Source organism: Neptuniibacter marinus (genome assembly GCF_965223595.1).
GTDB classification, from domain to species: Bacteria; Pseudomonadota; Gammaproteobacteria; order Pseudomonadales; family Balneatricaceae; genus Neptuniibacter; species Neptuniibacter marinus.
The window spans coordinates 508,423-529,068 of record NZ_OZ245004.1; the positions used below are offsets into that span (position 1 = coordinate 508,423).

Below are 20,646 nucleotides of genomic sequence, written 5' to 3' on the forward strand. Positions count from 1 at the left end.
TGTATTAAGGCTTAGTATACGTATGCTTTTTTCTCAAATTTCCACGTACGAATTATCTCAAGAAGATCGGTGCTTTTTCTCATTTCTACAGGGAAGGGCTGGAAGGGAGCCGCCAGCCGCACGATGCGAATGGCTGCATCATCAAGAATGGGTTGGCCGGAGGATTCGAGTACCTCAATGCTTTTAACTGCACCATCAGGCTTTATCGCTACTAATAGGCGCAAACTACCATACATTTTGTTACGCCGTGCCTCTTCTGGGTAGTGTAAATTACCAATGCTTTCTATCTTCTTACGCCAATTTTCTAAATAGAGGGCGTCTTCTCTTTTCTTTGTAGAGGCGGAGGTCAGTCGTCTAATTTTGGGCTGCTTAGCCATGAGTTGACGATGATTATCTATCTCGGCTTGTAAGCTCGCTATCTCTAAGCTCCGAGCGAGTAGTGAGGTTGAGCCTACCGGTGTTGCTGGTGCCGGTTGTTGCGTTTGTGGTTTTTGTGATTTTTTTGCAATTTTCTTCTGACTCGGTTGAGTTGTGGTAACGACTTTTTTCTTCACCTGACTTGTATGTAGAGGTTTCTTTTGTTCTTTAGATACAGTCTTTTTCTCAATCGGGGCGGATTGTATTTCCGCCTTAGCGGGCGAAATTGCAGTTTGCTGAGCAGCTTGCGGATTGATTTTTAAATCTTGAAAGTCTGCTTGTTGATTGCTAGTGGGAAGATGTTTATTGAGGCTTTGACCGCTGCCGGTTTGATTGGCTTGGGCAATAAAATCAACTTCCTTAGGTGCTTCTTTTTGCTGGTGTTGAGCTAAGGTTATCTCAATGGTTTTTTGAGGAGGTGTGTAGTTGTCCGCAGAAAAGGTGATGCCAATGATAGCAATAGCGTGAAGGGCAGTGGCAAAGAAAAGAATGAAACCGAAACGTTCAGTAACTGAAGCGGTCTGTGTCGCAGCGGTATTCACTCTTTATATAGCCTTTTTTGTCCGATTAGTATTTAGCTTAATTTTGCTTCGATGGCATCCATTAACTGCATCCCAATATCAAGACCATATTGGTTGTCGATCTCTCGAATACATGTAGGGCTGGTGACATTTATCTCTGTTAAATAATCACCGATCACATCTAAGCCTACAAATAATAATCCCTTTTCTTTTAAAGTTGGAGCTATTTGCTTGCAGATCCAATATTCCCGTTCAGTCAGCGCTCGTCCTTCTCCGCGGCCTCCCGCAGCTAAGTTGCCCCGTGTTTCACCATTGGTTGGGATACGTGCAAGCCCATAAGGGATGGGTTCGCCATCTATCATCAGAATGCGTTTATCGCCGTCTACAATTTCAGGGATATACCTTTGAGCCATGATCGTTTGTTTGCCATGATCAGTAAGTGCCTCTATGATTACCCCTAAATTCAATCCATCCTCTTTGATGCGATAGATCTGAGAGCCGCCCATACCATCGAGTGGTTTGAATATGACATCACCGTGCTCTTTATGGAACGCACGTAATAGCTCATCGTGTTTGCTAACTAATACCGGTGGACAGCACTCTGGAAAATGTGTGGCAAATAGCTTTTCATTATAGTCACGTAAGCTTTGAGGCTTATTAACAATTAATGTGCCTTCTTTCTCTGCCTGTTCAAGTAGATAGGTGGTGTAGATAAATTCATTATCAAACGGAGGGTCTTTGCGCATTAAGATAACATCTAGATCCGATAGATCCCGTGTTTGGTACTCTTGGCGGGTGAACCAGTCATCTTCATTCATGGCGACGGAAAGGGGGGCCATTTTGGCTTGGGCTTTGCCATTAAGAGAAAATAGATGGTGTTGTTCCATATACCACAGCTCCCAACCTTTTTGTTGAGCTGCCCAGAGCATTGCTAATGAACTGTCTTTTTTGAAAGTGATGTCATCAATCGGGTCCATCACTATGCCAAGTTTAATTGCCATTTGTTATAAGTCCTATTTGATTACCTAGCTTCAAGCAGGTAAGGCTGAGGCGAGGAAGTTAACTTAAATCGCCCCATAGATAATTTAGTAGGGTTAGCGCAGCGACCGGTGCCGTTTCTGTGCGCATCACTCTCGGGCCTAATGTCAGCGGTTTGAACCCATGACGGACGGCTAGTTCAACTTCTTCTTCAGTTAATCCGCCTTCAGGGCCTATTAGCAGGGCTACCGAATTAGGTCTTTCCATCTCCTGCAAAGGTTGTTCACTATGGTGATGTAGAACAAGTTTAAGTTCTGCATCTTGCAGGAGTAACCATTCTTTTAATTGCTTAGGTGCTGTAATTTCCGGAGGCGATACGCGACCAGACTGTTCGCACGCGCTAACTGCAATTTGGGTCCAATGGCTAATACGTTTAGCTTGCCGCTCTTTTGGTAATTTGACTTCACAGCGCTCTGAAAACAGAGGTGAAATTGCCTGTGCTCCCATCTCTGTACTTTTTTGAACGGCATAGTCCATGCGTTCGCCACGGGATATGCATTGTCCAATGCTTATTTGTAGCGGGCTTTCAGTATGGACGGTTATTAATGATTGTATATGGGCATGAACTGTACGTTTTTCAACATGGGTGAGCTTAGTTTTATATTCGAATCCGTCACCATTAAATAGAATGATGTATTCGCCCGGTTTCATGCGCAGTGCTCTGGAGACGTGTTGAACTACGTCGTCACTTAATTCAATGTCATCGCCCTCTGAGAGTGGTTGAGGGTCGTAAAATCTAGGTATTCTCATAGAGGTGTATTGTCCGGCCGGTCTTTTTTATTCAGTCGCCTTCAATAATAAGGTCTTCATCGATCAATGCTTCAAAGTCAGAAACCGAAAGGGGGCGGCTGAGTAGATAGCCTTGAACTATATCGCATTTCGCTTCACGTAAAATAGATAGTTGTAGTTCAGTTTCTACGCCTTCTGCAACTACTTTAAGTTGTAGCCCTTGAGCCATCAGTATGATGGCCTGAACTATTTTCAGATCTTGAGTATCTACATCCAGATCATCAATAAAAGACTTATCAATTTTAATATGATCTATAGGTAGATTCTTAATACGGCTTAGGGATGAATAACCAGTACCAAAATCATCAATTGAGATGCTAGCGCCAGTTTCTCTTACCCGATGGAGTTTGTCTTGGATACGAGCAAGATCTTCAATTAAGACGCCTTCAGTAAGCTCTAGCTCTATATGTTGAAGAGGTACGTTATATTGCTTGAATATATTGTGGAGCTTATTCTCAAAATTACTGCGTAAGAAACTAATGCCTGATAGGTTGATAGCAATTTTTGGAAAGACTAAGTCGGTATTTAGCCATTTTCTGCATTGCTTGGCAACGGCATCAAGTACCCAGTCATCTAAACGGGAGATGAGTCCACTTTGTTCAGCAAGGGGAACAAATACAGCTGGAGATATGGGCCCTAAATCGGGATGGTTCCAGCGTAATAACGTTTCTGCAGAGAGGGCTGCATTGTTATTCAGATCAAACAATGGTTGAAAAACTAGATATAACTGGTCTTCATCTATAGCGGTTGATAGGTCCTGCCATAGTTCCATTTTTGTCTCGACCTGCTGTCCCTTTATTTGGCTGAAATACAACCAGCTTTGTTCTTGTTTACGGGCAGTTTTAGCTGCGATTTCAGAGCGGCCAATAAGCTCAAATTGCTGATCACCATCTTCAGGATAAGAGGTGACCCCTATACGAGCGACTATCTGAATATGAAGGTTTTGCAGTTTAATCGGGCACTCTATGGCTTGGAGTATCGTTTCTATTAAATCATCAACTTTTGTTTCTTCTGGTTTGTTTATGAGCATCAAGCCAAAACAACCTTCTGAAAGTCTAGCTAAACGATGGTTTATAGATAGGATCCCTTTAAGTCGGTTTGCTGTTTCAATTAAGATCTGGTCTCTTTGTTCATCGCCTAACTCTATTGTTAAATTTCTGAGTAGATCTAAACGGATGAAAAGAAAGTAGATTTGTCCTTGTGTCTCGGAATTTCGAATGATTTCACGTTCTAATGATTCGCCCATAGCTCGACGGTTATACAAACGTGTTACAGGGTCGAAGTTCTCTAGAAATTGAACATGCTCTTGGGCATATCTGAGGCGTTTGTTTTCAATTAAATATTCTCTGAATCGTTCAAGAGTTCGTGCCATCTGCCCAATTTCATCACGGTGGTTAGTGAATCTGACGGTTTGATCGGTATCTCCTTCCGATAGTTTTTCCATTTGAGATGATAAATTAATGATTGGACGAACAATGTTCCGTGAGATAAGTAGGGCTACGGCAATGGATGCGAGTAATACAGTAAGGGTAATGATTAAGTAGCTTAACGCGCGTTTTATATAGAGAGGTAAGAGGTCATCTATATATACACCCGTGCCGAGTATAAAGTCGGTATCAGGTATATGCTGTGCGTAGATGAGTTTAGCAACTGGGACTTGGCTGTTAGGTTTTGGCCAATAGACAAGCCAGCTATGGGATTTGTCAGTCTTTTCCTTGAGTTGTTTTAACCCATCAAGCATCAATGTGCTATCAACTGGGCTATCCAGCTGTCCTATATACTGCCCTTCAAGATCACTACGCTTAGGGTGTAGATATATTTGAGTCTCATTTTTTAGCAAGTATAGGTAGCCATGTTGACCGTAGGCTGTACTGTAAATTAGATCATGTAGACGTGTATCAAATTCTTCTGCGCTTATTTCAAGTGATCGTTTTCGTTGATTAAGTAATATGATCTGACTTGTAGCGGATTGAACGATGCTTCGGATCTGTTCTTGTTTTCCAGATCGGGTGTCTTGGTATGAAAAGTAAAAGGCTAAGCACGAGGTCGTGACTATTCCTAAAGCAAGGATTAGTACGAGGCCTATTAATTTTTGTCTTATTGTAAAGTTACTTAGCGTCATCACTTACAGCAAGTTGTCTATTAAGCATTAAGCTACCATTATTGACATATAAAAATATGTAGGCAATAAAAAAGCACCTGAAAGGCATTGCTGTCCCATAGTTTTGGATGGTAAATGAAAAAGCCTGAGATCCACTGGTAAACTGTTGTTACCACACACCAGTTAAACCAAAGGACTCAGGCTTTGTCACATCATAACACCGCTTTTCATCAGTTGCTGCAACCTCTGCCGAGACATGAATTTGAGGCGCTTGCAAAACAACATCATCAGGGGCAAAAATTACGTTCAGCATCTCGCTGGGATCAGTTCATTGGGATGTCCATGTCACAACTTTCTGGCCGTCAAAGCCTGCGTGATATTGAATCCAGTCTACGCAGCCAGCAGCACAAGCTTTATCATCTGGGCGCCAAACCCATCGCCAGAACAACATTAGCTCGCCTGAACGAAAAACAACCCGCTGAACTTTATGAAGCTGTATTTTATAAACTACTACAGCGCTGTTCATTAAGGGATAATAACCATAAGTTCCGCTTTAAAAACCCTCTCTATTCATTAGATGCCAGCGTGATCGACCTGTCTCTCAAGCTCTTTCCATGGGCACAGTGCCACCAAACTAAAGCGGCTATGAAACTACATGTCGGGTTGAATAACGCCTCACTCATTCCTGAGTTTACTGCCCTCAGTCACGGGCTGGAAAGCGAGCTAATCAAAGGCCGTCAGTTCCGTTTTCCGAAAGGCAGTATTGTTGCATTTGATAAGGGGTATAACGACTACAGCTGGTATGGATTACTGTCAAAACAAGAAGTTAGCTTCGTGACTCGCTTAAGACCCAATGCGGTCTATGAGGTTATCGAACACCATCAAAGCGCAGGTGTTGATTATGACCAGAGTATTAGGCTAACCAGTCAGCACGCCCAAAAACAAGGCGCGCCCAAGTTGCGCCTAGTGGGATTTACCTGCCCTGAAACCAAGCGACAGTATCGTTTTATAACTAATAACTTCAAATTAGCTGCCAGCACAATTGCGGCTATTTATAAAGACCGTTGGCAGGTGGAATTGTTCTTCAAAGCGATTAAGCAAAACCTGAAAATTAAAGCATTTTTAGGTAGTTCCCAAAATGCAGTCATGACGCAGATCTGGATCGCAATGATCAGCTATCTCTTGTTAGCGTATGCGCGGCACTGTGCGAAAAAGGGGTGGACCGTACAGAGAGTAATGCGGATTCTTCAACTAAGCTTATTTGAACGAAAAGCTCTGAAAGAGTTGCTAAACCCGTCACCGCCAGAGCGACAAAAAAGGGACCCTCAGATGAGGATCCCTTTATGATTAAAAAATTGTGGGACAGCAGTGACCTGAAAGGTGCTTTTAATTAATTAAATCTATGTATTCGCACTTTTTTATAGGTTTGCAGCCTGACGTAGTGCATCAGCCTTATCCGTGCGCTCCCATGTAAACGTGGTAAAGGACTCGCCTTTATATTCCATCTCAAATGGGTTACGACCGAAGTGACCGTAAGCTGCTGTTGCCTGATACATTGGATGTAGTAGATCCAGCATAGTGGTAATAGCATAAGGGCGTAGGTCAAAGTGTTCATTGATGAGTTGGATAATCTTCTCATCAGATATTTTTCCAGTTCCAAATGTATTAATTGCGACGGATGTTGGTTGAGCAACGCCTATAGCGTATGAAATTTGGATTTCACAACGATCGGCAAGACCTGCCGCAACAATATTTTTAGCAACGTATCTGCCTGCATAGGCAGCAGAACGGTCCACTTTTGAAGGGTCTTTGCCGGAGAAAGCACCACCACCATGACGCGCCATACCCCCATAAGTATCAACAATGATCTTACGACCGGTTAAGCCACAATCACCAACAGGGCCGCCAATAACAAAGTTACCGGTTGGGTTTATATGGAATTTTGTGTCTTTGGTGATCCATTCCGGAGGGATTACATGTTTTACTATAAGTTCCATTACCGCTTCGCGTAAATCAGCTTGAGATACTTCAGGATTGTGCTGTGTAGAAAGCACTAAAGCATCGACTGCAACCGGCTTACCATTCTCATAGCGGAACGTTAACTGTGATTTTGCATCTGGGCGTAACCAAGGCAGTAAGCCGGATTTACGCGCTTCTGCTTGGCGCTCGACCAGACGGTGCGCATAGGTAATAGGTGCAGGCATCAATACATCCGTTTCGTTTGATGCGTAACCGAACATAAGGCCTTGGTCGCCCGCGCCTTGATCTTCTGGTCTTGAGCGGTCAACACCTTGGGCAATATCGATAGATTGTTTACCAATAATATTGATAACGCCGCAGGTTTCACCGTCATAACCAACATCGGATGACGTGTATCCGATGTCGCAGATAACGTTACGGACAAGGTCTTCAAGATCTACCCAAGCGGATGTGCTTATTTCGCCTGATACTACAGCTACACCTGTTTTTACCATGGTTTCGCAGGCTACACGGGCATATTTGTCTTCAGCAATGATTGCATCAAGTACGGCATCAGAGATCTGGTCGGCAATCTTGTCCGGATGGCCTTCGGAAACAGATTCTGATGTAAATAAGCTGTATTCGCTCATCGTTAAAATACCTTTGTGAACAAGTGGTCAAGGTCGGCTCAATTTCATACTCAAAAGAGAGTTTAAAGAAGAAATACAGTCTGGCCGTATGAGCCTGCCTAAAAATTAAGGACGTATTCTACTCGTGAGATTAGCCAAATGCATATTATTAAGAGGCTCTTATGGTGAGAATTTTAACTTTTTGCATGAAAAACACTCATTTTTGTCAATAAATGCTAAATCTTATTTGATGCGAGTCGCTATCTGCGAGAAAATTGCGCGCAAATTATCCTGAATCTTCAAATTGGGCTATCTGCCCAGGAGCTTAGTTAATGTCTTCTCGTAGAGAACTTGCCAACGCGATCCGCGCGCTGAGCATGGATGCCGTACAGAAAGCAAAATCTGGTCACCCGGGTGCCCCTATGGGTATGGCTGATATCGCCGAAGTGTTATGGAACGATTTCATGACACATAACCCAGCTAACCCTCAATGGTTTGATCGTGACCGTTTTATTTTGTCTAACGGACATGGCTCTATGCTGATTTACAGTCTGTTACATTTAACGGGCTATGATGTCTCCATTGAAGATCTTAAGAATTTTCGCCAATTACATGCTAAAACCGCAGGACATCCTGAATATGGTTACTGCCCCGGCGTTGAGACAACGACCGGTCCTTTAGGCCAGGGTGTGACTAATGCAGTTGGTTTTGCCATTGCTGAAAAAACCTTAGCGGCGCAGTTTAACCGTGAAGGTCATCAGATCGTTGATCATAATACCTATGTATTTATGGGCGATGGTTGCATGATGGAAGGGATCTCCCATGAAGCTTGTTCTCTTGCGGGAACCTTAGGTCTTGGTAAGTTGATCGCTTTTTGGGATGACAACGGCATCTCTATCGATGGTGAAGTTGAAGGTTGGTATACGGATGATAACATTAAACGTTTTGAAGCATATGGCTGGCAGGTAATTCCTGCGGTTGATGGACACGATGCTGACCAGATCCGTGCTGCGATTACCCAAGCCCAAGAAAATACAGAACAGCCGACTTTGATTTGTTGTAAAACAGTGATCGGTTTTGGTTCACCTAATAAAGAAGGCAAAGAAGATTGCCACGGCGCTCCTTTAGGCGACGATGAAATCGCGTTGACTCGTGAACGTTTAGGTTGGACACATCCTGCTTTTGAAATTCCTGAAGATATAGCGGCGGATTGGGATGCAAAAGAAGCGGGTGTTCATGCAGAGAATGAGTGGAATGATCGTTTTGCTGCTTATCGTGCAGAATACCCTGAAGAGGCCGCTGAACTTCTACGTCGTATTTCAGGCGATCTTCCAGCCGATTTCTCTGATAAAGCGGATGCTTGGATCAACGAAATTAATGAGAAAGGCGAAACGATTGCTTCTCGTAAAGCGTCTCAGAACGCACTGAATGCCTATGGCCCATTATTGCCTGAACTTTTAGGTGGTTCTGCTGACCTTGCGGGTTCTAACTTGACCCTTTGGTCTGGCTGTAAAGGTGTGACTAAAGATGATCCTAATGGTAATTACCTTTTCTACGGTGTTCGTGAATTTGGTATGTCCGCAATCATGAATGGTATTGCTCTTCATGGTGGCTTTATTCCTTACGGCGCGACGTTCTTAGTCTTTATGGAATATGCACGTAATGCTTTACGTATGGCGGCATTGATGAAGCTGCGTGCAATACATGTGTATACCCATGATTCTATAGGTCTGGGCGAAGATGGCCCGACCCATCAGCCGATTGAACAGATCTCAAACCTTCGTCATACTCCAAATATGAGCTGCTGGCGTCCATGCGATGCAGTTGAGTCTGCGGTTGCTTGGAAAGCTGCATTAGAGCGCGTTGATGGCCCTACAGCGATGGTGTTCTCACGTCAGAATTTACCCCATCAACTGCGTACAGCGGAACAGATAGAGAATATTAGGAAAGGTGGTTATATCCTTCGTGATACTGATGGTCAGCCTGATGCTATTCTTATAGCGACAGGTTCAGAAATCGGTTTAGCTATGGATGCTGCAGACGCTTTAGCAGCGGAAGGAACTAAGGTTCGTGTAGTTTCAATGCCTGAAACTAACTTGTTTGATAAACAAAGTGCGGAATATCGCGAATCGGTTCTGCCTTCAGCAATCACAGCACGTGTTGCTGTTGAGGCTGCGCAAGCTGATTTCTGGTACAAGTATGTAGGATTGGATGGAGCGATTGTGGGTATGCGTACCTTTGGTGAGTCGGCTCCGGCGGGTGACTTATTTAAGTACTTTGGTTTTACAATAGAAAATGTTGTAGATACCGTTAAATCAGTACTTTAATCACCTATTGAAACTTAAGGCCCAGTCTAGACTGGGCCTTTTCTGTTCTATTTTAATCTACTATATAGGTAAATAGATTGAACTATCGCGTTGCAATAAATGGCTATGGTCGAATCGGTCAATGTGTACTGCGAGCAATCTATGAGAATGGCCTACAAAATATTTTTAAGGTCGTTGTTATCAACGAGCTTTCCGATATAGAAACGGTAACTTATTTAACGCGTTATGATACGACCCATGGACGCTTTCCCGCCTCAGTGGAGCATGATGGTAAGAAATTAATCATCAATGGCGATAAAATTGATGTTATTAATGAATCTGAGGTTAAAAACCTGCCTTGGTCTGAGCTAGATATAGATCTTATTTTTGAATGTTCTGGGTCTTTTAAATCTAGAGAGGCTGCAGATGAACACCTGAAGCAGGGCGCAAAAAGGTTGCTTTTTTCGCAGCCCGCTACGACAGATGTGGATGCAACAATTGTTTATGGTTTGAATGAACAAGAGTTAAGAGCTGAGCATCAGATTGTCTCTGCTGCATCTTGTACCACTAACTGTATTATCCCTGTTTTGGATCTGCTAGATAGAGAACTAGGTATTCAGAATGGCGTGACGACAACGATTCACTCAGCGATGAATGATCAGCCGGTAATCGATAGTTATCATCAAACCGATCTGCGATTAACCCGTAGTGCAATGCATTCTATAGTGCCGGTTGATACAGGTTTAGATAAAGGTATTGATCGTTTGCTGCCGCATTTAGAAGGTAAGTTTCAATGCCTGCATATTCGTGTTCCTACGATTAATGTATCGATGATGGATATGTCGATTAATGTTGATAAAGAGACCTCAGTTGAGGTGGTTAATCAGATATTACTTCAAGCGTCGATGCAGGGTGCTTTAAAAGGACTATTGGGCTATACCGAAGAGCCCCATGCATCGGTAGACTTCAATCGTGATGCTCGATCTGCTGTTGTGGATGGTACTCAAACTAAAGTATCTGAAGGGCATTTAGTTAAAGTGGTTTGTTGGTTTGATAATGAATGGGGCTTTGCCAATCGAATGCTAGATGTAGCTAAACATTGGTTACAATTGGCTTGATTGTAGAAAGTAAAATTTCAATTGAGCCTGATAGATAAGATCTACAGGTTCGAGTAGCGACAATTTTTCAATCTTAATTTTTAAATATAATTAGGGCACGTCATGAGCGTACTAAAAATGAGTGAACTGGATCTAAACGGCAAGCGCGTTTTGATCCGTGAAGACCTAAATGTTCCAGTAAAAAATGGTGAAGTAACATCAGATGCACGTATTCGTGCAGCGCTTCCTACAATTGAGCTGGCGCTAGAAGCAGGTGCTAAGGTGATGATCATGTCTCACCTAGGTCGTCCAACGGAAGGCGAATATAACGAAGCGTTCTCTCTGCAACCCGTTGCTAACCATTTAGCTAAATTATTGGGGCGTGATGTTCCATTAATTAAAGATTGGTTAGATGGTGGTTTTGACGTTAAAGAGGGTGGCTTAGCCCTTCTTGAAAATGTGCGTTTTAATGTTGGCGAAAAGAAAGACGATGAGTTGCTAGCTAAAAAGATGGCAGCCTTGTGCGATGTATATGTGATGGATGCATTTGGTACGGCTCATCGTGCACAGGCTTCTACTCATGGTGTGGCTCAGTTTGCACAAGTTGCGTGTGCTGGACCTTTACTGGCAGGAGAGCTTGAGGCTTTAGGTAAAGCGCTAGACAAACCGACGCCTCCGCTTGCAGCAATAGTTGGTGGTTCTAAAGTTTCAACCAAATTAGAAGTCTTAAATGCGCTGTCGGCTAATGTAGATCAGCTGATTGTCGGTGGGGGTATTGCGAATACTTTCCTTGCCGCTGCAGGTAAGCCCGTAGGTAAATCTTTGTGTGAGCATGATTTAATTCCGGTTGCGCAAGCACTCATGGAAAAGACAAATATTCCTCTGCCGGTCGATGTCGTGGTTGCTAAAGATTTTTCTGAAACAGCTGAAGCAACGGTTAAGCTGGTTGATGATGTGGCCGAAGATGACATGATCTTAGATATAGGTCCACAATCGGCTAAGCAGTTAGCTGAGCTATTAAAAACTGCAGGTACGATTATTTGGAATGGCCCTGTGGGCGTTTTTGAGTTTGATCAGTTTGGTGAAGGTACCAAAGCTTTATCTTTAGCAATTGCTGAAAACCAAGGTTTTTCCATTGCGGGTGGTGGTGACACCCTTGCGGCTGTTGATAAGTATGATATCGCTGATAAAGTATCTTATATCTCTACAGGTGGTGGTGCGTTCCTTGAGTTCGTAGAAGGGAAAATATTGCCTGCTGTGGCAGCCTTAGAAACGAAGAATTCATAATTTTAATAAGTGATGGGTGTTACACTGCGCCTATCTTATTGCCTGACGGCAATATTAACGGACATAAAAGGGTGACAAAATGGCTTTAATTTCCATGCGTCAGCTGCTGGATCATGCTGCTGAGTACAACTATGGCATTCCAGCATTTAACGTGAACAACCTGGAACAGATGCGCGCGATTATGGAAGCCGCAAATAAAACAAATTCTCCAGTGATTGTTCAGGCATCAGCCGGTGCGCGTAAATATGCAGGCTCCAATTTCTTGCGTCATATGATTGAAGCAGCTATCGCTGAGTTTCCTCATATCCCTGTATGTATGCACCAAGATCACGGTACGTCGCCTGCTATCTGCCAACGTTCAATAGCAATGGGTTTCTCATCCGTAATGATGGATGGTTCTCTTATGTCTGATGGTAAAACGCCATCAAGCTATGAGTATAATGTTGATGTTACTCGCCGTACGGTTGAGATGGCACATGCGTGTGGTGTTTCTGTCGAGGGGGAACTAGGTTGCCTAGGGTCACTAGAGACAGGACAAGCGGGTGAAGAAGATGGTGTTGGTGCTGAAGGTACGCTTTCGCAAGAGCAGATGTTGACTGATCCTGATGAAGCTGCTGATTTTGTGAATAAAACAGGCGTAGATGCATTGGCAATTGCTTGCGGCACTTCCCATGGCGCTTATAAATTCACTCGCCCACCTACTGGCGATATTTTAGCTATTGACCGCATTAAAGCGATTCACGATCGTATCCCTGGTACTCATCTTGTTATGCATGGTTCATCTTCTGTTCCTCAAGAATGGTTGGCTGTCATTAATGAGTTCGGTGGAGAGATTCCTGAAACCTATGGTGTGCCCGTTGAGCAGATTGTTGAGGGTATCAAATATGGCGTGCGTAAAGTCAATATAGATACTGATTTGCGCTTGGCATCTACTGGCGCAATCCGTAAATTTATGGCGGAAAATCCAACTGAGTTTGATCCGCGTAAATATTTGAAGAAGACAATGGATGCGATGACTGATATTTGTATTGCGCGTTATGAAGCGTTTGGTACGGCGGGTAATGCATCTAAAATGACTGCGATCTCTCTAGAAGATATGGCTGAGCAATATGAGGCTGGCGTGTTAAATCCAAAGATCGTTTAGTTGTCGTTATTGGTTGATAAAAAACCGCTAATAATAGCGGTTTTTTTGTTTGTGTATAGTATGTAGCTGGGAGGCTAGTCTAACCAGTCTCTTGCTGAGGTGGTGATCTTCTCGACGGCGGTATGAGATATTTTTCGTTCGATCGAAATGGCATAAAAGTTATTCACAATTTCATCTGTCTCTCCTAGGCTGATTAATCCCAGTTGAGCAGTGACCTCGTCTTTGATCGGTGTAGGTACGACCATAATACCCTTGCCAGCATTTGCGAATGCTTTAATGAGAGCGCTATCGTCAAATTCGCCGATGACTCTCGGGTGGATTCGGTTTTTGCTGAACCATTGTAAAAGCTGACTGCGTACAATAGTGGTTTCTCCTGGAAGCAGCATAGGACTACCATTCAGGTTGTTTGGAAAGTCATCGCTAAGTTGAGCTGCTACGTCTGGATGTGCCATAAAACTGCTACCGCATCGCCCCAAACTGTGGCTAAAGCCGTTAATACTAACGTCGGTAGGGATCGGAGATTCGGAAATAACAAGATCGAGGCGATGGAGTGCGAGTTGTGCGAGCAGTTCGTTAGCATCGCCTTCGTGGCAGATCATGCGTATATTTTTTATATCATCTATAGCTGGAGAAAGCAGAAGGTAGGCAATAGACTTCGGAACGACATCAACGACACCAACTTTAAAGACCAGTGGGCGATTTTTATCTAAATTGCGTACGCGCTCTTCTAGTTCACCACCTAATGAAAATATATCAGTGGCATAACTTAGTACCATATGACCTGTTTCTGTGAGCTCTAATTGTCGGCCAACTTTGGTAAATAGGGAGCAGCCTAAATAATCATCTAATAAGCCTAGTTGCGCGCTAATGGTATGTGGTGTGACGTTCAGGCGCTCAGCTGCTGCAACTATGCTTCCCTCTTTAGCCACCATCCAAAAATAGTGAAGATGTTTGTAATTAATCATAAGTACTCGTAAAAAACGATTATTTATTTAAGAATAATCGACTTTAGTTGAATTTGGAAGCCGTTTAGTTTGTTAAGGTTGGTGCCGGAAGGCCTTTATAGGCTTTTGGTTAATTTTTTTTAGGAGGGGTGTTATGAAAACATCTATGAGTTCTTCCGCGACTTATTCGCAATCATCTGCGATTGAGACGAATAAGGTACTGCGCAATACATATGCATTGTTGTCCCTTACGCTGCTATTTAGTGCGATTATGGCGGGTGGTTCTTTATTGCTGCAACTTCCCCACCCCGGCATCATTATCTCTTTAGTAGGCTTTTTAGGGTTGTTTTTCTTAACCGCTAAATTAAGCAATAGTATTTGGGGGCTTCCCTCCGTTTTTGCGCTGACGGGGTTCATGGGATATACCTTAGGGCCTATCGTTGGGCACTATCTTTCTATGCCTGGTGGCGGCGCTATAGTTATGAATGCTATGGGGATGACGGGGATTATATTTTTGGCTTTGTCGGCTTATGTCTTAACTACCAAGAAGAATTTTAGCTTCATGGGTGGTTTCTTGATGGTCGGGATGATTTTAGGTGTCGTTGCGAGCTTAGCGGCCTTCTTTTTCCAGATGCCTGCTTTATCTTTAGCAGTTTCCGCCATGTTCGTGTTGTTAATGTCCGGTTTTATTCTCTATGAAACAAGTAATATCCTTCATGGCGGTGAGACAAACTACATTATGGCGACCGTTTCTTTGTACCTTTCAATATACAATTTGTTCACTAGTTTGTTACACCTTTTAGGTTTTTTGGGTGGAGATGAGTAAATTAGCTATGTAATAAACCCTGTTAGGGATTTTATAGGCGGCTCTTCCAAAGAGCCGCCTTTTTTCTTTTAGGGCCTGCCAACCTGTCAGTCACGACTTAATATAGGTCGCTGAGTGTTCTGATATCTAAATAACTAATGCCTATTTTGGGAAAGCTAAGGTATAGAAACCTGCTACTTCAACTGTTTTTTTGTTCTTGTTTATGTAACCTAAGCAATTCATGGGCAAGTGTTTTCCCTTCGTTTTCCCCAGCCGATAGCTGAAGTCAAAATCTAGTATGGTTATATGGGTTGTTAGGTTTACATTGAGTTCATTAAATTACGCTGGCGGAATAATGATATTACTTGCATGGTCGCTGCCTGTAGCTTGGCGGCAACGGGAGTAATAGCAATATTGGAAGGTTGAGTAAGGTGGTGTTATCTCATAGTGAACCTGACCACATAGGTAACTTCACTTATAGTGCTCGGTAGGTATACATATCCTCTTTACTGTTTAGGCGCAGAGATTGTGGCGTTAAATGGTTGGCTCTCTTTGTGGGTTACCATCGTTTAATTATTTAATTTCAACGACAATTTTTTTGTAGTATTGGAAGTACATGGCAACTTGTTGTTGCTTGTAGTGTCTAAGCCGAGCGCGTTAACTATCGTTGTATAACCTTATTTAAAACTATGCATTAATCCTAAGTCCTTAGTCGTTTTATTCAAGAGTGTGGCTTGTGCTTTATGGGTTTTGCGTATTGTTTAGTATCTTGGTTATTTTTTGTGAAAAAATATAAAAGGAGAATTCATGTCATTTTGCTTAGCGTTTAAAGTTCGAGATTATGAGTGTGATCTGCAAGGTATTGTAAATAATGGTGTTTATTTTAATTATTTAGAACATGCTCGACATGAATTTTTACTTGCTAAAGGGATTAACTTTGCAGCGTTAACGGCCCAAAAAATACACTTGGTTGTTGTTCGTTCTGAAATGGATTACAAACGCTCGCTGACCAGTGGTGATTGTTTTGAGGTGCGTGTGAATGTGGAGCGCATTAGTAAAGTAAAGTTTGGGTTTCGTCAGCAGGTTATTTGTTCGGATGGAGCCATCGTGCTTGAGGCTCTTGTTATCGGCGTTGCGTTAAATCAACGTGGTAGGCCTTGTGTATTGCCAGAAATAGAAGCTTTAATCGAGCTGGCGGAGTGATGGAAAGCTGGTTGTTAACTAATGAACTGTATCTGCGTCTAGGCGCCTTTTTTGGGGTGTTTTTGATTATGGCTCTGTGGGAGAGAGTTAGGCCTTGTCGTCCACTTAATTTTACTCGATGGTATAGGTGGAGCAATAACCTTGCATTGGTTTTTCTGAATAGTTTGATACTTAGGATATTGTTTCCAGTTGCTGCCGTTGGGGTTGCGCTTCTAGTTGAGCAGAAGGGATACGGGTTACTGAATTTACTGGGGGTACCGCTATTTTTAAGTACGTTTATAGCGGTTGTGACTTTAGATATGCTGATCTACTGGCAGCATGTTTTATTTCATAAAATACCGATGTTATGGGCTTTACATAAAGTGCATCATGCTGATCTTGACTATGATGTCACTACCGGTGCGAGGTTCCATCCACTAGAGATTTTGTTATCAATGTTAGTCAAAATGGCGGCTATTGTTTTGTTGGGAGCACCTGCTGTTGCGGTACTTGTTTTTGAAATCCTTTTGAATGCATCGGCCATGTTCAATCATAGTAATATTCAACTTCCTCGTACTGTGGATAAGTTCGTAAGGATGTTTTTGGTAACGCCGGATATGCATCGAGTGCATCACTCGCAGATTCAACAAGAAACGGATAGTAATTATGGATTCTCTCTTTCTTGCTGGGATCGCTTGTTTTCAACTTACACGGCGCAGCCACAAAAAGGTCATTTAGGTATGGATATAGGTTTATCTGAACTTAAAGAACCGAGCTTGGTATGCTCTCTTAAAGGAATGATTTCGCTTCCGTTTCGCCGTTAATGAGCTCTTTAGAGGCTAGATTTTAGTTGCGCCCAGAATGCGCTAACTAAAGGATTTTTGAGCTTTTTTTCTAAAGTGATGATCCCTACTTCGTAAGCTTTCAGTTTTGGGGAGATGTCTAGAATATCGACAGTATTAGCTAGAGGGCTATTGTCTAGCACTATTTGCGGAACAACCCCAACGCCAAAGCCTAGGCTTACCATGCTGACAATCGCTTCATTACCCGCAACTTGGGCATAAATAAGTGGTTTTATTGTTTGTTCTTTTAGCCAGCGATCTATGCGCTTTCGGGCAATGCCTTCCTCAGACAGTATCATAGGTACTGTTTCATCGAGTTTATTAATTGATCTAGGTTTGCCTTCAATCCCTTGTTTGGGGGCAATGAATAATAAGGGAGATAGCGCAATCGGTTTAAATGCTAGACCGGTCGGTAGAGAGTCAGGCTTGGCTGTGATAGCAAAATCTTCATTACCTGAAAGAACTTGATTGATGGCATGTTCAGGATCGCCGGTGTGTAGTTTTATTTCAATTTTAGGGTAGTTACTTCTAAATTCGCTGAGGATGGCAAATAAAAAACTATAGCTAGCGGTAACGGAGCAGTACATACTGATTTGGCCCTGTAATTCTCCTGTACGTTCCATTAGTTGAGTTTTTAGGGTATTCCACTGGGTTAGGGACTCCCGAGCATAGCTAAGAAATATATTTCCTTCTGCGGTTAAAGCAACACTTCTATTATCCCGATCAAAAAGGGACACACCGACTTCGTCTTCGAGTTGTTTTATGCTTCTACTCAAGGCAGAAGGGCTAATGTGAGATGCTTCACTCGCGCGGCCAAAATGTAGGCTGTCTGCTAAGTGAATAAATTGTCGTAGCTGTTTTATATCCATATGTACTTTGTTGCAAATATTGAAATATTTGCCATTAGTTTATGCTATTTAGTGGGATTTGGAACTAGTGATCTTAGTTTTTAGGCTTATTTGCTTTCGGTAGTGTTTAATATTTATGCTACTATTGTGCGGTGCACAATAAAACCGGAGGCTCATTATGACAAAGATATTGAATCTGGCCTTACAGGGTGGCGGAGCGCATGGTGCTTTTGCTTGGGGGGTTCTTGATCGCTTGTTAGAGGAGGATTTTAAGCCAAAGGCTGTAACGGGTACGAGTGCGGGGGCTATGAATGCCATATTGCTTGCGCATGGTTGGCAGGAAGGTAAAGCTCAAGGTGCAAGAGCCTTATTAGATAAGTTTTGGACACAGGTTTCGTTGAATTCTCCAGGGGAGCTTTTAGGTTCTCAATTACATGATACGCAAATGACGTCCATGGCGGGTTGGGTGATGGATCTGTTGCGTTATATTTCCCCATACGATCTTAATCCGCTAGATATTAATCCTTTGCGATATTTACTAGAGGATCTTGTTGATTTTGAAAAATTGAAAGAAGCGTCGCCAATTAAGCTGTTTATTGCTGCTACGGACGTCAGTAGCGGGAAGATCAAGCTGTTTAGAGAAAATGAGTTGACGGTAGAGCATGCTCTAGCATCGGCTTGTTTGCCAACATTGCATAAAGCAATCGAAATTGATGGGAGCTACTATTGGGACGGAGGCTTCTCAGGTAACCCTGCGGTATATCCATTGATATTTGATTGTAAAGAAGATGACATATTGCTGGTTTTGTTACAGCCCCTTCAGGGCGGGGAGGTGCCCACTACGTCGCAAGCAATTAATCAAAGAGTAACAGAGCTTGGTTTTCAGAGCACTTTTTTACGAGAGATGCGTGCGATCAGTTATACCTTGCAGCAAGCAAAAGGTTGCTATTTTAGTCTTAATGGATTGGAGCGTCGTTTTAGGAATCTACGCTTTCATTTAATTGAATCAGGAGAGGTTTTCTCATCTTTAGAGCAAGCGAGTAAGTACGATACTCGGCAGACATTTCTACAGGAGTTAAAAGAAAAAGGGCGTTTAACCGCAGATCGATGGATTGTAGAAAACTGGGACAAGATTGGTAATAAACCTAGCTGTGATCTAGAACCTCTATTTTTATAATAAGAGTTTTTGATAGAGGTTGGTTGTCAGCAATTAGCGTGAACTTACCAGCAGGTCTGAGAGTAGAGTGATTTGTAGAAGGTTTTTTTGTCGATCAACAACAATGGAAAAATTGATTTATTTGATAACATGGCTTCCTAACCTCTAGCGCAGTAGAATGTGTTTTTGCATGCTTAATTAGGTGATTTGAAGAGCAATGACAGACTTTCAGAATGAAGATAAACCGGAATCAGTTAAGCCGCGTAGTCGAGGTATTTACCTTTTACCAAATCTCTTTACAACGGGTGCGCTTTTTTCGGGGTTTTATGCCGTAGTTGCTAGTATGAACGGGCATTTTGAAAATGCTGCAGTTGCTATCTTTGTTGCTATGGTACTTGATGGTTTGGATGGGCGGGTTGCTCGTATGACCAATACCTCCAGTGCATTTGGTGCAGAATATGATTCATTGGCAGATATGGTTTCTTTTGGGGTTGCGCCATCTTTAGTGGTATTTAATTGGGTCTTGGATGATATAGGTAAGTTGGGCTGGTTTGCTGCGTTTGTGTATGTGGCTGGTGCGGCATTAAGACTTGCACGTTTTAATACCCAGATAGGTTCTACAGATAAACGCTATTTTATCGGTTTGCCTAGCCCAGCCGCCGCCGCGGCCGTAGCAGGTCTTGTCTGGGCTGCGACTGAATATGATATAGACGGTGGTCCTTATGTTTATCTTATCGCTGCTTATGTTGCTATCGTAGGTGTTTTGATGGTGAGTAATGTTCTTTATTACAGCTTTAAAGATGTAAACCTAAAAGAGAAGGTGCCCTTTCTTATCCTTGCAGGCATTGTGTTGGCTGTAGGTGTAATATCTATTAGTCCTGCAATATTTCTGTGGATACTCTTTTTGGCGTATGCGATCTCTGGGCCATTGCTCTGGGCTTGGCGAAAGAGTAAACACAAATCTAGTATGTAAGTTTAAGCGGCCTTCTATTATGAAGGCCGCTTTTGTATCCGTTCGTTACTTTCTATTTACAAATAATAACCTAATGAGTACTAGTCTTATTTTAGTTAATAAAACATATATGTGTATTACTAGGGGTTTATCTCTGTTTAATAAGGGAGAGGGTTTGGTTTGATCGTAAAACAACCAGTTTCGCCCCGATTTCCGCTTAATCTCACTTTTTTGCCTTTATTTCACAGTTTTTTAGTTTTGCCTGTTGACGTTGTTTGGGAAGTGTCTATAATTCGCCGTCCTTGCTAAGGGAGGCCTGCAAAGCAGCGCTGAATGACCTAAGTAAAGGTTAAATTAACTCCTTGAAAACCTTTGGTTTTGTTGGGTTTGGTTTGAAAGTTTCAAGGTTGGTTGTTGTGTTGGAATTGATTGAGAATTAATTCAGAAAAACACAAAATAACGGTTGACTTTAAGGCGGCGCAAGGTAGAATATGCGCCTCGCTTGAGACGAAACGCTTCGCAGCGTTAGGTTGGTTCCAAGCAACGCTCTTTAACAATTTGATCAGATAATTCGTGTGGGCGCTTGTTGAGATGAAGCAAATAGCTTTATTTTCTAGACAAGCAACCAA

The 20,646-nt window shown here is 42.7% G+C and carries 17 protein-coding genes; 10 read left to right on the forward strand and 7 right to left on the reverse strand.

The genetic code is table 11. The features are described 5' to 3' along the window. Positions 1 to 11 precede the first annotated feature (11 nt). Genes ACOQOE_RS02415 through ACOQOE_RS02430 form a run of 4 tightly spaced genes read right to left on the reverse strand, consistent with a single transcriptional unit; the run spans position 12 to position 4,887 of the window. On the reverse strand, positions 12 to 959 hold the full coding sequence (locus tag ACOQOE_RS02415) for an energy transducer TonB (RefSeq protein WP_067866654.1): 948 nt from the start codon (positions 957 to 959) through the stop codon (positions 12 to 14). Between the two features lie 32 nt (positions 960 to 991). Next, positions 992 to 1,939 (reverse strand): glutathione synthase, encoded by a 948-nt coding sequence (gshB, locus tag ACOQOE_RS02420; RefSeq protein WP_420554825.1) that lies wholly within the window; start codon positions 1,937 to 1,939, stop codon positions 992 to 994. Positions 1,940 to 1,997: 58 nt separating this feature from the next. After that, positions 1,998 to 2,726, reverse strand: a complete 729-nt coding sequence (locus ACOQOE_RS02425; RefSeq protein WP_420554826.1) for a 16S rRNA (uracil(1498)-N(3))-methyltransferase — start codon at positions 2,724 to 2,726, stop codon at positions 1,998 to 2,000. A gap of 31 nt (positions 2,727 to 2,757) precedes the next feature. Then, on the reverse strand, positions 2,758 to 4,887 hold the full coding sequence (locus ACOQOE_RS02430; protein ID WP_067866649.1) for an EAL domain-containing protein: 2,130 nt from the start codon (positions 4,885 to 4,887) through the stop codon (positions 2,758 to 2,760). 183 nt (positions 4,888 to 5,070) lie between these two features. On the opposite strand from ACOQOE_RS02430, the gene ACOQOE_RS02435 reads away from it, so the two are divergent. Next, complete coding sequence (locus ACOQOE_RS02435; RefSeq protein ID WP_420553815.1) at positions 5,071 to 6,213, forward strand: IS4 family transposase; 1,143 nt, start codon at positions 5,071 to 5,073, stop codon at positions 6,211 to 6,213. Positions 6,214 to 6,284: 71 nt separating this feature from the next. Here ACOQOE_RS02435 and metK read toward each other — a convergent pair whose 3' ends face one another. After that, on the reverse strand, positions 6,285 to 7,475 hold the full coding sequence (gene metK, locus ACOQOE_RS02440; RefSeq protein WP_067866647.1) for a methionine adenosyltransferase: 1,191 nt from the start codon (positions 7,473 to 7,475) through the stop codon (positions 6,285 to 6,287). A 311-nt stretch (positions 7,476 to 7,786) separates the two neighbouring features. Here metK and tkt point away from each other — a divergent pair, with 311 nt between their 5' ends. The 4 genes from tkt to fba all read left to right on the forward strand — a co-directional run bounded on the left by tkt (position 7,787) and on the right by fba (position 13,288). Further along, positions 7,787 to 9,781, forward strand: a complete 1,995-nt coding sequence (gene tkt / locus ACOQOE_RS02445; RefSeq protein ID WP_420554827.1) for a transketolase — start codon at positions 7,787 to 7,789, stop codon at positions 9,779 to 9,781. Between the two features lie 77 nt (positions 9,782 to 9,858). After that, complete coding sequence (locus ACOQOE_RS02450; RefSeq protein WP_067866640.1) at positions 9,859 to 10,878, forward strand: type I glyceraldehyde-3-phosphate dehydrogenase; 1,020 nt, start codon at positions 9,859 to 9,861, stop codon at positions 10,876 to 10,878. Between the two features lie 102 nt (positions 10,879 to 10,980). Continuing rightward, positions 10,981 to 12,144 (forward strand): phosphoglycerate kinase, encoded by a 1,164-nt coding sequence (locus tag ACOQOE_RS02455; RefSeq protein WP_067866638.1) that lies wholly within the window; start codon positions 10,981 to 10,983, stop codon positions 12,142 to 12,144. A 79-nt stretch (positions 12,145 to 12,223) separates the two neighbouring features. Beyond that, the gene (gene fba, locus ACOQOE_RS02460) at positions 12,224 to 13,288 is read left to right on the forward strand and encodes a class II fructose-bisphosphate aldolase (RefSeq protein ID WP_420554828.1); all 1,065 of its coding nucleotides are present in this window, start codon (positions 12,224 to 12,226) and stop codon (positions 13,286 to 13,288) included. A gap of 74 nt (positions 13,289 to 13,362) precedes the next feature. Here the strand turns inward: fba and nhaR are convergent, their stop codons facing one another. Continuing rightward, positions 13,363 to 14,253 carry a transcriptional activator NhaR gene (nhaR, locus tag ACOQOE_RS02465; protein WP_067866634.1) on the reverse strand — a complete coding sequence of 297 codons (891 nt, stop codon included), beginning with the start codon at positions 14,251 to 14,253 and terminating at the stop codon, positions 13,363 to 13,365. Between the two features lie 133 nt (positions 14,254 to 14,386). Between nhaR and ACOQOE_RS02470 the strand changes: the two genes are divergently transcribed. The 3 genes from ACOQOE_RS02470 (at position 14,387) to ACOQOE_RS02480 (ending at position 17,043) form a co-directional block, all read left to right on the forward strand. After that, positions 14,387 to 15,058 (forward strand): Bax inhibitor-1/YccA family protein, encoded by a 672-nt coding sequence (locus tag ACOQOE_RS02470; protein WP_067866632.1) that lies wholly within the window; start codon positions 14,387 to 14,389, stop codon positions 15,056 to 15,058. Between the two features lie 786 nt (positions 15,059 to 15,844). Then, positions 15,845 to 16,240, forward strand: coding sequence for an acyl-CoA thioesterase (locus ACOQOE_RS02475; protein WP_067866629.1), 396 nt, complete (start codon positions 15,845 to 15,847; stop codon positions 16,238 to 16,240). Positions 16,241 to 16,308: 68 nt separating this feature from the next. After that, positions 16,309 to 17,043, forward strand: a complete 735-nt coding sequence (locus tag ACOQOE_RS02480; RefSeq protein WP_420554829.1) for a sterol desaturase family protein — start codon at positions 16,309 to 16,311, stop codon at positions 17,041 to 17,043. An 8-nt stretch (positions 17,044 to 17,051) separates the two neighbouring features. Here ACOQOE_RS02480 and ilvY read toward each other — a convergent pair whose 3' ends face one another. Beyond that, positions 17,052 to 17,930 (reverse strand): HTH-type transcriptional activator IlvY, encoded by an 879-nt coding sequence (ilvY, locus tag ACOQOE_RS02485; protein ID WP_067866624.1) that lies wholly within the window; start codon positions 17,928 to 17,930, stop codon positions 17,052 to 17,054. Between the two features lie 157 nt (positions 17,931 to 18,087). On the opposite strand from ilvY, the gene ACOQOE_RS02490 reads away from it, so the two are divergent. Then, positions 18,088 to 19,086: a patatin-like phospholipase family protein gene (locus ACOQOE_RS02490; protein WP_067866622.1), complete on the forward strand. Its 999-nt coding sequence runs from the start codon at positions 18,088 to 18,090 to the stop codon at positions 19,084 to 19,086. Positions 19,087 to 19,282: 196 nt separating this feature from the next. Beyond that, entirely contained in the window at positions 19,283 to 20,038 is a 756-nt protein-coding gene (gene pssA, locus ACOQOE_RS02495) for a CDP-diacylglycerol--serine O-phosphatidyltransferase (protein WP_420554830.1), read from the forward strand. The last annotated feature ends 608 nt before the right edge of the window (positions 20,039 to 20,646 follow it).